At 54.5% G+C, this 12,915-nt stretch carries 9 protein-coding genes and 1 pseudogene; 7 read left to right on the top strand and 3 right to left on the bottom strand.

Features of this window, described 5'->3' with window-relative positions; genetic code table 11:
- Window positions 1-129: 129 nt before the first annotated feature.
- Window positions 130-231: pseudogene (locus NJC38_RS14355) on the bottom strand (EamA/RhaT family transporter); the annotation flags it as partial.
- 284 nt (window positions 232-515) lie between these two features.
- Window positions 516-2,450 carry an LTA synthase family protein gene (locus NJC38_RS14350; RefSeq protein WP_253115237.1) on the bottom strand — a complete coding sequence of 645 codons (1,935 nt, stop codon included), beginning with the start codon at window positions 2,448-2,450 and terminating at the stop codon, window positions 516-518.
- A 784-nt stretch (window positions 2,451-3,234) separates the two neighbouring features.
- Here NJC38_RS14350 and NJC38_RS14345 point away from each other — a divergent pair.
- From NJC38_RS14345 to NJC38_RS14320, 6 genes are read left to right on the top strand one after another with little or no spacing between them, the layout of a single operon-like run.
- Window positions 3,235-4,563 (top strand): UDP-glucose/GDP-mannose dehydrogenase family protein, encoded by a 1,329-nt coding sequence (locus NJC38_RS14345; protein WP_253115236.1) that lies wholly within the window; start codon window positions 3,235-3,237, stop codon window positions 4,561-4,563.
- Complete coding sequence (locus NJC38_RS14340; protein WP_253115235.1) at window positions 4,560-5,555, top strand: NAD-dependent epimerase/dehydratase family protein; 996 nt, start codon at window positions 4,560-4,562, stop codon at window positions 5,553-5,555. The genes NJC38_RS14345 and NJC38_RS14340 overlap by 4 nt, the downstream gene beginning before the upstream one ends.
- A gap of 11 nt (window positions 5,556-5,566) precedes the next feature.
- Window positions 5,567-6,310, top strand: coding sequence for a glycosyltransferase family 2 protein (locus NJC38_RS14335; protein ID WP_253115234.1), 744 nt, complete (start codon window positions 5,567-5,569; stop codon window positions 6,308-6,310).
- Complete coding sequence (locus NJC38_RS14330) at window positions 6,307-6,588, top strand: lipid-A-disaccharide synthase N-terminal domain-containing protein (RefSeq protein WP_045484948.1); 282 nt, start codon at window positions 6,307-6,309, stop codon at window positions 6,586-6,588. Before NJC38_RS14335 ends, NJC38_RS14330 begins: the two co-directional genes overlap by 4 nt.
- On the top strand, window positions 6,588-8,117 hold the full coding sequence (locus NJC38_RS14325) for a glycosyltransferase family 39 protein (protein WP_253115233.1): 1,530 nt from the start codon (window positions 6,588-6,590) through the stop codon (window positions 8,115-8,117). The genes NJC38_RS14330 and NJC38_RS14325 overlap by 1 nt, the downstream gene beginning before the upstream one ends.
- A gap of 42 nt (window positions 8,118-8,159) precedes the next feature.
- Entirely contained in the window at window positions 8,160-9,152 is a 993-nt protein-coding gene (locus tag NJC38_RS14320) for an SdiA-regulated domain-containing protein (RefSeq protein WP_253115232.1), read from the top strand.
- An 87-nt stretch (window positions 9,153-9,239) separates the two neighbouring features.
- Here the strand turns inward: NJC38_RS14320 and NJC38_RS14315 are convergent, their stop codons facing one another.
- Window positions 9,240-9,998: a hypothetical protein gene (locus NJC38_RS14315; RefSeq protein WP_253115231.1), complete on the bottom strand. Its 759-nt coding sequence runs from the start codon at window positions 9,996-9,998 to the stop codon at window positions 9,240-9,242.
- Between the two features lie 1,102 nt (window positions 9,999-11,100).
- On the opposite strand from NJC38_RS14315, the gene NJC38_RS14310 reads away from it, so the two are divergent.
- Window positions 11,101-12,798 (top strand): phosphoethanolamine--lipid A transferase, encoded by a 1,698-nt coding sequence (locus NJC38_RS14310; RefSeq protein ID WP_253115230.1) that lies wholly within the window; start codon window positions 11,101-11,103, stop codon window positions 12,796-12,798.
- Window positions 12,799-12,915 lie beyond the last annotated feature (117 nt).

The raw sequence follows: 12,915 nt of genomic DNA, 5'->3' as shown, positions 1-12,915 counted from the left end.
CGAGCGGCTGCCGCACGCCTCGTCAGTAGCAGACTACGAAGCTCTGCTACCGTGGAACTGCTCGCCAGAAATGCCACAGTAAACCGTTAACCCATCGTTGGGCAGGTGGGGTTTATGGATCGCATACAATCGTTTTGCCGCCGCGACGCAGAGGATGACCGCCAGGCTCACCCCGAGCATGCCCAGGCTGACGTGCTCGCCCAGCAGCCAGGCGGCCAGCGCCAGGCCGAAAAGCCTGCCGACTGCTACTTGTGCAATATGTGCCGGCCTTTATGGTTGGTAAATACTCCTGATGGCTACCTTCTGCACGCCAGAGGCTAACGTGTTCTGAGAAATCCTGGATTTTTTTGTGTATCCATATAGTGTTATGAACAGCGCAAAATTGACCCTGTTGACGACGTTTCACTGATTCAGACTTCTACCTTCTGATTACTAGAGCAAGGTATTTACTGAATAGTCCTGGGTCAGCGTGGGATCCGCCACTGAGTCAATTCTGCGTCAGCCACAACAGATTGCTATCTCTTGCTTACAGACTCATTAGTCCACATTAGCAGGTGACTTTTGAAACCGTGGCTTGCTGCCTGGTAATAGGTAATCGCCCGAGCAATCAGCGGATCTGTACTTTGAGAGACCTTTTCAAGACTTGCACCTAACGTGTCGTCGTGACGTCGTAGTCCATTACGTGGGCTTAGGATAGCGAGATTCTGTCCATCAAAGAGTCCCAAATGCTGATAGTTACCCAGTACTGCACGGGGGGGCAGTGTTGGCGCAAGTTGCAGATCCCTCCCAAAGAACGTTGATTCGTAGCTCATATTGAGTAGCCCTAGCAGGGTCGGCGCCAAATCAATTTGACTCGCCAACTGAGCATCATCTTTTGGGATCACGATTTTTGGAGCATAGATAAAAAGCGGGATCTGGTAATTCGCCACAGGCAAATCCTCCTTACCCGCACTGCCGGCGGTATGGTCTGCGACAAAGACGAAGATCGTGTTGTCGAACCACGGCTTCTCTCTAGCGGCAAGCAAGAACTGCCCGATGGCGTAATCCGTATACTTCACGGCGCCGTCACGGCCCTTACCTGATTTGATGTCGATTCTGTTGTCAGGGTAAGTGTATGGGCGATGATTTGACGTAGTCATCAACTGAAGTAGAAAGGGCTTGCCGGCGGCGAAGTTTGCGTCTGCCAGCTTGAGCGTTTGCTTGTAGAGGTCTTCATCAGCCATACCCCATGCATTTTTGAAATGGATATCCGATTCGGCAACGCTGCTCTGATCCACCACTCGATAGCCATTTCCACTAAAAAACGCATTCATATTGTCGAAGTAGCCACGGCCGCCATAGACAAATACGCTGTCATAGCCCACGGCAGAGAGTTGCTGTCCAAGGCTCGCAAACCCGGCTTCGCGACCTATGCGTTTTACGATCGAACGGCCGGGGGTCGGTGGTATGGAGAGGGTGATGGCTTCTAGGCCCCGATCTGTCCGGGTGCCAGTTGCATAAAAATTACTGAAGTACAGACTTTGTTTACGCAGCTCATCGAGATTGGGCGTCAGATTACGAGCATCCCCATTACTGCCCATGTATTTGGCGCTTAAACTTTCAATCGTCACCAGCACGATATTCAGCTTTTTTACCGGCCCTTGGCGCGTGATTTTACGACGGATGTCCATAGGGTCGGTACCCGTGAACACGACATTTGGCTCACGTAACTCGTCGCGAATACGGGGGCCAATCTGATCAGCCGGGAGGCTCGCGAAAAATTGCTCGTAATCCAGTTCATTGTTGCGAAAGGCTGCAAAAAACTGATAGGGCCCGTTACTTGCCAGTTCGTTGTTATAGGTATTTCCACCTCGGCCACGTGGCGTATCCTGATCGATCAGCATCAGGCTTGCCCCCATCAGCAGACACAACGAAGCCACTGCCACAACGCGAGTGCGCCAACCAGGCAAGGGGGCATCGAGAATCTTCCATAGTGTTTTACGTAACGCCCAACTGAGCGCCATCGCAGAAGCCCCTAGTGCTGTCAGCAAGGTGCCCATGGGGTAGGACTCCAGCAGGTTGTTCAATACCTCGTCCGAATACACGAGGTAATCCACCGCGATGAAGTTGAAGCGCACTCCAAACTCATCCCAGAATAGCCATTCCGCCACTGCTGTGAACAACATGACGAAAAAGATGATGAATACCAGCCCTTGCAGAACGCACTTGTGCCACGTTGAGCGCCATAACACGGGGGGGCACAACAGGGCGTAAAGCCCTAACGGGAACATGGCATAGGTGAGGAAGCTCAAGTCATACAGCAAGCCTTTGGCGAAGACCGAAGCATAGCCACCAACGGGTTCATCGAGATGGCCAACTATCAGCGCCAGTCGGGTAACCAGGAAAATGACCAGCCAAATGCCGCTGATCAGCGCTAACAGGCGCAGAGGAGAGTGACGCATTTTAAACATTTGCGAATCCTTTCTTTATTTTCGTCCTGCCCGTAGGGAGCAGATTTTTTCAAGACTGTGGATTGGAGGAGGCTGCTGGTGTAGATGTTGAGGCTGCGATTGCCAAAATTTCGTCAACGTTTTGTTTAAAAGCTGGCGTGGGACGAACGATAGTTTGGCTATACACACGCTTTGGTCCGGACAGCGTTGCGACGCAACAACGTGAGTATAGGAAAATCTGAGGATATGCTCGGGTGTGTTCGGCTTAGTCATCGCGCTGACAGCCGGATCACACTGAGCACGGGTCCTCAGTAATAGCCCAAACCTGACATCCGAGTCTCTGAGTCACTGTCTTCATCAAAGCCCAGGGACAAGTGCGGAATAGTTGGACCATCTCAGAATGATAAGACCAGCGTCTGGCGGTTGTCAGATGCGGCTCATTTCGCCCGAGAGCTCTGGAACTAACGGGTGCCTCTAAAACGTCGGCGAGACAGTGAGCACGAGGCAAAAACAGACGAGGAAGCGAGCGGGGGCGCGTCCGACTTTACGAGTGGTAAATGAGCAGTCCGAGCCTGTTTTTAACGCAGCGATCACAACGTAGCCAGTTTTCAGAGATGCCCTGACGGCGCAACTGATAATCCACCTCCAAGTCAACAAGTGCTCTGATAATCGGCCTTATGTGACAAGCGCAGTCATCGTTCCTTAACAAATTCATGACATTTTTCTTGCGCTATGTGTCCAGCGCCCCGTCGGGCACCAGAAAACAAACTAGGCTCATCGATTCGTGGAGCAGAGGGAGTAGCTCATGAAAGTGACAGTGTTCGGAACTGGTTATGTCGGACTGACACAAGCCGCCTGCCTCGCGAAAGTGGGTCACACCGTTTGCTGCGTGGATGTAGACGAAAAACGCATCGAAGCGCTACGTGCAAGCATATGCCCGATCTTTGAGCCTGGTCTTGAAGACCTCTTGCGAAATGGATTGGACTGTCAGCGATTGCACTTCACCACGGACGCTGCTGAAGCCAGCCGCTTTGCTGAGGTGGTATTCATTGCTGTCGGTACACCGCCGCAAGCAGACGGCAAGGCGGATCTGAGTCAGGTGTTTGCTGTGCTGCACTCTGTGCTGAAGCACGCCAACGGTGCTCGAATCATTATCAACAAATCTACTTCGCCAGTCGGGACTGTGGATCGCCTGCTCGCGGAGATCGCTGCCAGCCCGCGACGCGATGAGGGTTTCGAAGTGATCAGTAACCCGGAGTTTTTCAAGGAAGGTTCCGCGGTCAGTGATTGTCTGCGTCCGGACCGGATCATCGTCGGTGGTGCCAGCCAGTCTGCGCTGGAACTCATGCGTGAGCTGTATCAACCGTTCAGCCGTAACCGCGAGAAATTTGTGGTCATGGATGCACGGAGCGCTGAATTGACCAAGTACGCGGCCAACTGCTTGCTCGCGACCAAGATCTCCTTCATCAATGAAATGGCCAATCTGGCTGAGCAGGTTGATGCTGATATTGAGCAGGTTCGTCTGGGCATCGGGTCCGATTCGCGCATTGGCTATGACTTCATCTACCCTGGCTGCGGTTTTGGCGGTTCGTGCTTTCCCAAGGACCTCCGGGCTTTGATCGGTACAGCCGAGGAACACGGTGTCGAGACGTCCTTGCTCAACGCAGTGGAACAGGTCAACCGCCGTCAAAAGCATCGCCTGTTTGAGAAAGTGTTTACTCAGTACCAAGGTGAACTCACGGGTAAGGTATTTGCTGTCTGGGGACTGTCTTTCAAACCCGAAACCGACGATATCCGCGAAGCCTCCAGCCACGTCTTGCTTGAAGCACTATGGGCAGCGGGCGCCCAGGTACAGGCTCATGACCCGCAGGCGATGCAAGCCATAAAGCACCATTATGGCGAGCGTGATGATATGAAGCTGGTTCACTGTAAGGAACAGGCGCTTGAGGGGGCAGATGCGTTGGTGGTGGTCACGGAGTGGCAGGACTACCGCGTTCTGAATCTGGATCAACTCGGCAAGGCACTGCGTGATCGGGTGGTTTTCGATGGCCGAAACCTGTTTGATCCTGCGCAATTGCGTGAAGCGGGGTTTGAATACTACGGTATTGGGCGTGGCCAGAGGATCCAGCCATGACGGTGCTCGTGACCGGCGCAGCCGGATTCATTGGTTTTCACGTGGCCAAGCGCCTGTGTGAACTCGGGGTTGAAGTCGTCGGCATCGATAACCTCAACGATTACTACAGCGTCGAGCTGAAACAGTCACGGCTGGCCCTGCTTCAGGGCATGCCTGGTTTCAACTTCAACAGGTTAGACATTACCAACGCAGAGGGGCTGTGCGCGTTGTTCGAGCGACATGGCTTCGAACAAGTCATTCACCTCGCGGCCCAGGCCGGTGTGCGCTATTCCCTGGAGCAACCCAATGCCTATGTCCAGTCCAATCTGGTCGGTTTTACCAATGTGCTTGAGGCCTGCCGCCATCACCGCCCAGCACACCTGATTTACGCATCCAGCAGTTCGGTCTACGGGGCCAGTACGCAGATGCCGTTCCGGATAGAAGATGCCGCTGACAGGCCGCTCTCTTTGTATGCCGCTACAAAACGAGCGAATGAACTAACCGCCTACAGCTACTCGCACTTGTACGGATTACGAGCTACCGGCCTGCGTTTTTTCACGGTTTACGGGCCTTGGGGGCGGCCAGACATGGCGCTGTTCAAGTTTACCCAGGCCATGCTTTGCGAAGAGCCTGTGGATATCTACAACCACGGCGAAATGGCGCGAGACTTCACTTACATCGACGACATTGTAGAAAGCATTTTACGTCTGCGTCTGCGCCCGCCTGAATCACTGGGGGGCGAACCGCCCCACCAGCTCTTCAATATCGGTCGCGGTCAGCCCGTCAAACTGCTGGAGTTTGTCGATTGCCTTGAGAAAGCGCTGGGCATATGCGCCAAGCGTCGCTATCTCCCCCTACAAGCCGGGGATGTACTGCAAACCTGGGCTGACGTTACTGCCTTGAACCAATGGATCGATTTTCAGCCGCAGGTATCCGTCGACACCGGCGTCAGCGCATTCGTTGCCTGGTATCGGAAGCATTATCAATCCGGGCCTCGTCTGCCTTCTCTTTAACAAGGACATCCATGACCACGCCCATTTTTCTTTCCGTCGTGATTCCGGCCAAGAATGAAGCTGAAAACCTCCCCACTCTGCTAAACGAAATCAGCACAGCGCTTGTTGGAGAACACTACGAGATCCTGGTTGTTGACGACGGCAGCACCGATCACACCTTACAAGTGCTGACGGCTCTCAAGGAAAGCGGCCTCAATGAGCTGCGCATCCTGCGCCATGAGCAGTCTCTCGGTCAAAGCACATCGATTTATCACGCCGCTTTGGCGGCTGAGGGTAACTGGCTGGCAACGCTGGACGGTGATGGCCAAAACGATCCTGCCGACATTCCGGGGATGCTGTCGCTGGTGCGTGCTCATCAAGGGCGGTCGGATCCTCTCCATCTGGTCGCGGGGCATCGGGTGAATCGTCGTGACACGGCCAGCAAACGTTGGGCCTCGCGATTCGCGAACGGCCTGCGCAGCCGGCTGCTCAAAGACGCCACACCAGACACTGGCTGCGGCTTGAAGCTGATCGAACGAGCTGCCTTTTTGCGCCTGCCTTACTTCGACCATATGCACCGCTTCATTCCTGCGCTGATTCAACGACACAACGGCCGGATGGTCGTCCACCCCGTCAATCACCGTTACCGTCGGGCGGGTGTCTCCAAGTACGGCAATCTGGACCGTGCGCTGGTCGGTGTTCTTGATCTGCTCGGTGTCTGGTGGCTGATCCGCCGCACCCGCCTGAATGCCTCGGCACAGGAGCAGCGCCCATGAAACCAGATAACGAAACCCTCTGGCTGATCCTCGGTTTTGTAGGGCAGGCCGTCTTTACCGGCCGTTTCGTCCTCCAATGGCTGTACAGCGAATTCAAGAAGCGCAGCGTCATTCCAGTGGGTTTCTGGTACCTGAGCATGCTTGGCAGCTCAATCTTGTTGGTCTACGCCATTTACCGAGAAGACCCGGTGTTCATAGCAGGTCAAGCCTTTGGTCTGGTCGTGTACATGCGCAACCTTCAGTTGATCAGCCAGCAGGCCAAGACACCTAAGGAGTAATGACGTTGCGAACTCCCTTTTCGCCTCGCCTCGAAGGATGGCTGCTGGTCGCGCTGGCAGTCTTGCTGGTCGGGGCCGGTCTAGGCTTGCGTCAACCGCAGAACGTGGATGAAGAACGCTTTCTGGGCGTCGCTCTGGAGATGCTACAGAACGGGTCATGGTTTGTCCCTCACAGGGCGGCCGAGATCTATGCTGATAAACCGCCATTGTTCATGTGGGCAGTCGCATTCTTTATCTGGCTGACCGGTAGCCCGAACATTGCCCTCTACCTGCCAGGCCTGTTCTCGGCAGGTGCAACAACTGCCGTTCTCTACGACCTGGGGAGCCGTCTCTGGAACCGACGTATCGGTCGATACGCCGCCTTGCTGTTCCTGGCCACCTATCAAACCTACAGTATCCTGCGGACCGGTCAGATCGACAGTTTCCTTTGCTTATGGATCGCGCTGGGCTTCTACGGACTGACTCGCCATCTGTTGCTTGGACCGGCCTGGGGCTGGTTTTATTTCAGTTGCGCAGCGATGGGCCTCGGAATCATCAGCAAAGGCGTGGGTTTTGTACCGGCATTAATGCTGATCCCCTATGCCTACGCCGTTCGTAAAGGCTGGCACGGTGTGGTGAAAATGCCTGGTCAGGCCGCACGCTGGACACTGGGTCTACTGGTCGTATTACTTGCGTGCTGTACCTGGCTGGTGCCGATGGTGATTTCGGTCGTGCGTGACGGTGGGCCGGAAGGCTTTGCTTATATACACGAAATACTTCTGCACCAGACGGCCAATCGCTACGCCAACGCTTGGCACCACCGTGAGCCTATCTGGTATTTCTTTGTCAACGTCATCCCTCAGTACTGGCTCCCGCTGGTATTCGCACTACCTTGGCTGATCCCGGCTTGGCGAAGGCAATTGAGCAAGCAGGACGGCCGAGTACTGGTACTGCTCGGCTGGGTCTTGCTGGTCCTGCTGTTTTTCAGCCTTTCCAGTGGCAAGCGTAAGCTCTATATCTTCCCGGCCCTGCCTGGCCTGGTTCTGGTGGCTGCCCCACTGGTGCCATGGCTTGTGCGACGCTGGTTTCAAAAGCGCGCGCGGGCTGCGCGATTCTTACCGATAGTGGTTGTTGTATGGCTGGGTCTGTGGTTTGCAAGAGGTTTCATCGAGCCTGTCATTGAAGGTGATAACCCCCACAAAGACCTGATGCAACAGGCCGCTAACGTCACCCAAGGAGCCGATCTGGTATTGGTCAATTGGCGTGAGGGCCACTGGCTCTATGCCCGTCAACCCATTGTGCACTTTGGCTTTGCCCGCGAATTGGCGGCCGAGCAGGCTGCCAGCTGGCTACGAGAGCACCCTGGCACCTTTGCGCTGGTTCCTGACGGACTGTTGGCAAACTGTTTCCTGCCTGAAAAAGCCCATGCCTTGGGGCAGACGTCCAGAGCGGACTGGTTCGTGGTCAATGCCCAAGCTGACAACGGCTTATGCCGGTCTGAACACCCTCTGGAAGTTTATCGTTTCGCCTGGAAGCAAAATGTTCAATGACACACAGCCCAGTCGGAAACCAAGCAGGGAGTGCCTGAAGCCATGCTTCTGGAGAAGATGAAAACAACGCGGCTGGGTTCGTCGAGCCTTCATCGGCGACGAGTATCATTTGCGCAGATACTATTCGTCACAAGTGCAGTGGGCGTGTTGTTGATGGCATCCGCTGTGTCGACGCACTTTCAGCTTCATCAGCAGATCTATCAGTACGGGCGCATCTGGCTCAAAGGCAACGAGACACCCGAGAAAAACATCTGGCTGCCGGGCTTTCATGTGGTTGTCGACGCCAAGCCAATCGGCCCGGATGTGTCCAATATCTCCGGGATAGCTTACGACTACGACCACCATCGCCTGCTAGCCGTGACCAATAAGGGGCCTATGCAGCTGCTGGCGCTGGATATGAACGGAGATGTTCTGGAGCGCTATCCACTGATCGGTTTTGATGACACCGAAGGGTTGGCTTACCTGGGTAATGGCCGTGTGGCGCTTTGCGACGAACAGCTCCAGCAGCTCGACATCATCACATTACCAGCGCAAGCTCGCCCCATTCAGGTCGAGGAGGCTCAGTACATCGCGTTAGTGATCAATCCCAGTAGTCATAACAAGGGCTTTGAAGGCGTGACCTATGACCCTGATAACGACCGTCTGTTTGCGATCAAGGAGCGTGATCCGCGCCAGCTATTCGAAGTATCTGGCGTCTTGCGGTCAATTGATCAGGGTCGATTGCAGATAAAGGTCATCGACCGACTGGAATGGGTGACTGAGAGTGTTGCTTCACGTGATCTTTCGGATGGTTACTATGATCCGGTTACCGGACACCTGCTGCTGCTCAGCGATCAATCTCGCTCAATCACGGAGCTGGACGGTAACGGAAGGTTTATCAGCATGAAATCGTTAACAGCGGGGTTTTCTGGTCTAAAAAACAGCGCTCCACAGCCGGAAGGGCTGACCATGGACCGAGATGGCAACCTTTACGTGGTCAGCGAGCCGAATCTGTTCTACAAGTTTTCGAGAGTATCTAAACACCCTGTAGAATGAGCCAGCCCCTGATGACACTGAGTTGTGCGGGTGTCGAAAAAGCCGGATCTGATTGGGCCCCCTGAATCGTGCGATATCATCACGTCGTCAACGGTCAGTGACCCGATTATAAGCAAGCGATTTCCTCTGGTTATAAATCGTCGCAGCCAAAACCATAGCGAGCAGGATACCCAGTAGTACCGCTGAAGAACCAACAGTGCCGAAGTCTAGACCACCTTTTGAGTAGGGTTTGGTCAGCACATCTCCCAGCGTCGCACCAAACGGGCGAGTAAGTACAAAAGCGATCCAGAATAAAGCGACAGAGGATATTCGCGTTGTGTAGTGCAGGACTGCCACTACGGCGATAGCGCTGCCCACGAGCAATGCGCCACCCATGAAACCTAACCCCGAATCATCAGCGAGGAAATCGCCTAGAGCCGTACCGAGCGTGTTGGAAAACAGAATTGCAAACCAGTAAAAGCATTCCGCTTTCAATGAGCTAATACGATCCACCGATAATGACTTCTCGCTCCAGTACCAGACTGAGAAGATCGCCAACAACACGGCGATCAAAATTGCGGAACCCGTCGCGTAACCAAGGCCTAGCGTACGATCCATGAAGTCGGACATTGTGGTGCCAGCAGTACTGGTAGATAGAATGACGGTCCAATAAAGTGCTGGGTGATGTTGCCTGCTGGCAAGCTGCGTAAACAAAGTTGCCACAAACAAACTTATGAGTATAAGTGAGCTTAGGGCATAACCAACGTTCAAGGTCATTGATAATAAATCGCCAGCCGTTTCACCCAGTGTGGTGGCGCAAATTTTCATAATCCAAAACGCGAGTGTGATTTGAGGTAGCTTATTCATTTCATGGTTCTGACGTATTAGTGGATGGTGCAGGCTGAAGGTAATGGGGGCTAACAGGGGTGATGATCACAAGGAGCATGTTGAATATTTGTGTGGCGAATATGAAAAAAACGTACCAGACCTAATCACATATCTTTTTGTGTCGGCGCTGATGCTATTTTGATCACGGGCAGCTGATTTTTATTCGCTCATGTACAGAATCTGAAAACCACTCGTAAAATCATCGTTTGTGTAAAATTCAGACAGCGCAGTCAATTAAACCAGTCTAGGCAAAGATCAAATCAGCAGCATCACGATGGCTCGTCCCACCGCCAGATTACACACTCGCTGACAATGCCAAGATCTGGTCGAGAAGACCATCAACCCTAACCCACCAAGCGGTGGGTGTGGTAGTCAGCGCGGCATGGCGCCCGAGGAATGGGCGCGAGTATTGGACCGATTCTATCGCAGGGTAGGGCCACCAAGTGCCGGGTTTGGGACTGGGGCTGTTCATCTTACAGACTTTGGTGCAACGCTCAGGCGGGCAACTCGAGGTCGGCATTCACTCATGCAGCCAGCGTTAGTGGTTGGTCGGTATGCCTGTGCTAGCCCCTATGAATATGCGCCTACGCGCTGGCGGTCTGGAGCAGGGCTGCTAGAGTCACGAGCACCTATCACGACCCAGATAAGGAACGTCTGCTCATGAATGCTCCATACCCCTGCGCGTTAAATGCTGCCGGGCAGCCTCCGGCTATCCCTCAATTTGCGCAGCATGATTTCCTGACACTTTTCATCTTGGGCATTAAAGGGATGGTCACGCCTACCTGTGCGCGGAGTCCAGGTCATGCCTGACTCTATGTTCACCTATCGATTACGGCTTCTCATGTTGTTCATGGCATCGATAGTGACGTGGGTGTTCCTCTGGTTGGTGGGTTACGTCCGCAACCAGCCGCTGAGCCGCACGCATCTCGGCAACCCAGGCTCCGTTTCGTTGACGGGAGCGCTGCCAGTGATCCCCTGGGGAGCGGTGCTGATCAACAAATGCCACGCACCCATACGTCATCGCAGTTTCCATTACATAACTAGAACGTGTTTGCCAACCTGATTGTGGAGCGGTAGGTCAATGAACAAGGAAGCGGTAACTTCCCCGGCAGTTAGCGGGGAAAGGAAAGGCATCAACCCACTTGGGATCATTTTACTGGTGGCATTATGGATGACCGTGGGGGTCAACGCGGCGTTCTGGTCGAAGGTCTGGAGGGCCATCGATGGTTTCAACAACGGTAATCCGTTGTTCCTGATCAGCCTGCCGTTGTTCGTGCTGGCCTGGCACTTCGTTATTCTTTGGGTGCTTTGCTGGGGCCGTTTGCTGCGGCCGATGCTGGCGCTACTGCTGGTGGTGGCGTCGGCCGCCAGTTACTTCATCTCCCGTTATGGGATTGTCATCGACGCGTCGATGATGACGAATATGCTGCAAACCGACGTCGCCGAGGCCCGTGACCTGCTCAGTACCGGCATGCTGGTCTGGCTGCTGGCAACGGCGGTGCTGCCTATTGCGGTGCTTTACCGCTTGCCGCTGCATCGCCCACGCTGGCAGCGGCAAGCCTTGTGGCGCATAGGCAGCATGGCGGCGGTGCTGGCGATGGTAGGGGTCATCCTGGCGACCCAGTACCAGTCCTACGCTTCGCTGCTGCGCAATAACCGCGAAGTGCGTCTGATCCTTGTGCCGTCAAATGTGCTGGGCGCTGTGCACCGCTATGCCAAAGGCAGCCTGGCCAAGCCCAAGGCTTTCATCCAGGTTGGCCTTGATGCTCAGCAGCGGGGCGACACGAGCGCCGACGGACGTCGCAAGCTCCTGGTGCTTGTTGTTGGTGAGACAGCCAGGGCGATGAACTTCTCACTCAATGGCTACGAGCGCGAGACCAACCCCGAACTTGCACGCCGGCAGGTACTGAGCTTGCGTGATGTCAGTTCCTGTGGCACCTCTACGGCAGTATCAGTACCCTGCATGTTTCAGGATCTGGGCCGCAAGGACTGGAAGGACCAGTATGGCGACCACCGCGAAGGCCTGCTTGATGTACTGCAACGGGCCGGTGTCGACGTGCTGTGGCGCGACAACAACTCCGGTTGCAAGGGCGCCTGTGATCGCGTGCCCAGCCAGGACATGTCTCATGCCAATCTCGCTGCGCTTTGTGGAACCAGTGGGTGCTTCGACGAAGTTTTGCTTTCCGGCCTGCAAAACTACTTCGACCAGAGTACAGGCAACACCGTGGTAGTGCTGCACATGAAAGGTAGCCATGGCCCTTCTTACTACAAGCGCTACCCCGCCGCTTTCGAACGCTTCACCCCGGTGTGCCGTGACAACCAGCTTGACCAGTGTGAAGACGAGGCAATCCGCAACGCCTACGACAACACCTTGTTATACACCGACCACGTGCTGGGCTTGGTGATCGATATGTTGAAGAGCAACGACAGTAGGTTCGATACCGCAATGCTTTACGTTTCCGACCACGGCGAATCACTTGGCGAAAAGGGCGTATACCTGCACGGCTTACCTTATGCTATGGCACCAGCGGAGCAAACACAGGTGCCGATGGTTCTGTGGCTGTCTCGACAGTTGGCAGAGAAGCGAGGCATTTCCCAGTCTTGTATAGCGAAGCGTACAGATGTGGCGTTGTCTCATGACAATCTTTTCCATTCCGTTCTTGGCCTGATGGATGTACAAACCTCGGTCTATCGCGACAAGTTGGATCTATTTCAGCCTTGCCAGGCGGGCCGGTTGGCAAGTAATGACACCGCTTACAACCCGCAGTCGGAGCAGTAGGTAGGGGGGCCGGCTCTCCTCATAGCAGTGTTGTAGGTGCAGCACTGCTAGACTGAACTCATGGGCCAGTACACAGATGGTATGTGCAAACCTGCCGGCTGGAATTAGCCATTTTCA

This window comes from Pseudomonas sp. 21LCFQ010, from assembly GCF_024129905.1.
Lineage (GTDB): Bacteria > Pseudomonadota > Gammaproteobacteria > Pseudomonadales > Pseudomonadaceae > Aquipseudomonas.
The sequence above is the reverse complement of the archived record's forward strand: the minus strand, read 5'-3'. Positions and strand labels throughout refer to the sequence as shown.

Excerpts from the sequence above, each read along its gene's own strand:
- NJC38_RS14350 (WP_253115237.1), bottom strand. The coding sequence starts at position 2,450 with ATGTTTAAAATGCGTCACTCTCCTCTGCGCCTGTTAGCGCTGATCAGC.
- NJC38_RS14345 (WP_253115236.1), top strand. The coding sequence starts at position 3,235 with ATGAAAGTGACAGTGTTCGGAACTGGTTATGTCGGACTGACACAAGCC.
- NJC38_RS14340 (WP_253115235.1), top strand. The coding sequence starts at position 4,560 with ATGACGGTGCTCGTGACCGGCGCAGCCGGATTCATTGGTTTTCACGTG.
- NJC38_RS14335 (WP_253115234.1), top strand. The coding sequence starts at position 5,567 with ATGACCACGCCCATTTTTCTTTCCGTCGTGATTCCGGCCAAGAATGAA.
- NJC38_RS14330 (WP_045484948.1), top strand. The coding sequence starts at position 6,307 with ATGAAACCAGATAACGAAACCCTCTGGCTGATCCTCGGTTTTGTAGGG.
- NJC38_RS14325 (WP_253115233.1), top strand. The coding sequence starts at position 6,588 with ATGACGTTGCGAACTCCCTTTTCGCCTCGCCTCGAAGGATGGCTGCTG.
- NJC38_RS14320 (WP_253115232.1), top strand. The coding sequence starts at position 8,160 with ATGCTTCTGGAGAAGATGAAAACAACGCGGCTGGGTTCGTCGAGCCTT.
- NJC38_RS14315 (WP_253115231.1), bottom strand. The coding sequence starts at position 9,998 with ATGAATAAGCTACCTCAAATCACACTCGCGTTTTGGATTATGAAAATT.
- NJC38_RS14310 (WP_253115230.1), top strand. The coding sequence starts at position 11,101 with ATGAACAAGGAAGCGGTAACTTCCCCGGCAGTTAGCGGGGAAAGGAAA.